The organism is Streptomyces odontotermitis (genome assembly GCF_050510915.1).
In the GTDB taxonomy this organism is placed as follows: domain Bacteria; phylum Actinomycetota; class Actinomycetes; order Streptomycetales; family Streptomycetaceae; genus Streptomyces.
Window position 1 is genome coordinate 1 of the sequence record NZ_JBNJLS010000060.1, and the last position, 730, is coordinate 730.

Sequence of the window (730 nt, forward strand, 5' to 3'; positions counted from 1 at the left end):
CGTGACCCTGAAGCCCTTCGCGATCTACGCGGGCGCCGACGACCAGACCTCGCTCATCGTCCTCACGGCACTCCTCGTCTGTCTGATCCCGACGACCATCGGTGCGCTGCTGTCCGCGATCGGTATCGCGGGCATGGACCGTCTGGTCCAGCGCAATGTTCTGGCCATGTCGGGGCGGGCTGTTGAGGCTGCCGGTGACGTGTCGACGCTGCTGTTGGACAAGACGGGCACGATCACGCTGGGGAACCGGCAGGCGGCCGAGTTCGTGCCGGTGCGCGGGACGACGGAGGCCGAGGTCGCCGATGCCGCGCAGTTGTCGTCGCTGGCCGACGAGACGCCCGAGGGGCGCTCCATCGTGGTGCTGGCGAAGGAGAAGTACGGGCTGCGCGAGCGCCACCAGGGCGAGCTCGTGGGGGCCGAGTGGATCGCGTTCACCGCGCAGACCCGCATGTCGGGTGTCGACGTCGACGGGCGCAAGGTCCGCAAGGGCGCCGCCGGTTCCGTCATCGCCTGGGTCCGCGAACAGGGCGGCGAGGTCACCGAGGACGCCGACACCCTCGCCAACCGCATCTCCGAGGCGGGCGGCACCCCGCTGCTCGTGGCGATCGAAGACGCCGACGGGGCAAGGGTGTTGGGCGTCATCTACCTCAAGGATGTCGTCAAGGAGGGCATGCGGGAGCGGTTCGACGAGCTGCGTCGCATGGGCATCAAGACGGTCATGATCACGGGT

Annotated in this window: 1 protein-coding gene; it reads left to right on the forward strand. The window is 68.9% G+C overall.

Annotated features, from left to right (window positions below; translation table 11 throughout):
- The coding region (locus ACQB60_RS45740) for an HAD family hydrolase (protein ID WP_496932041.1) at nt 1–730 on the forward strand (730 nt) is incomplete at both ends.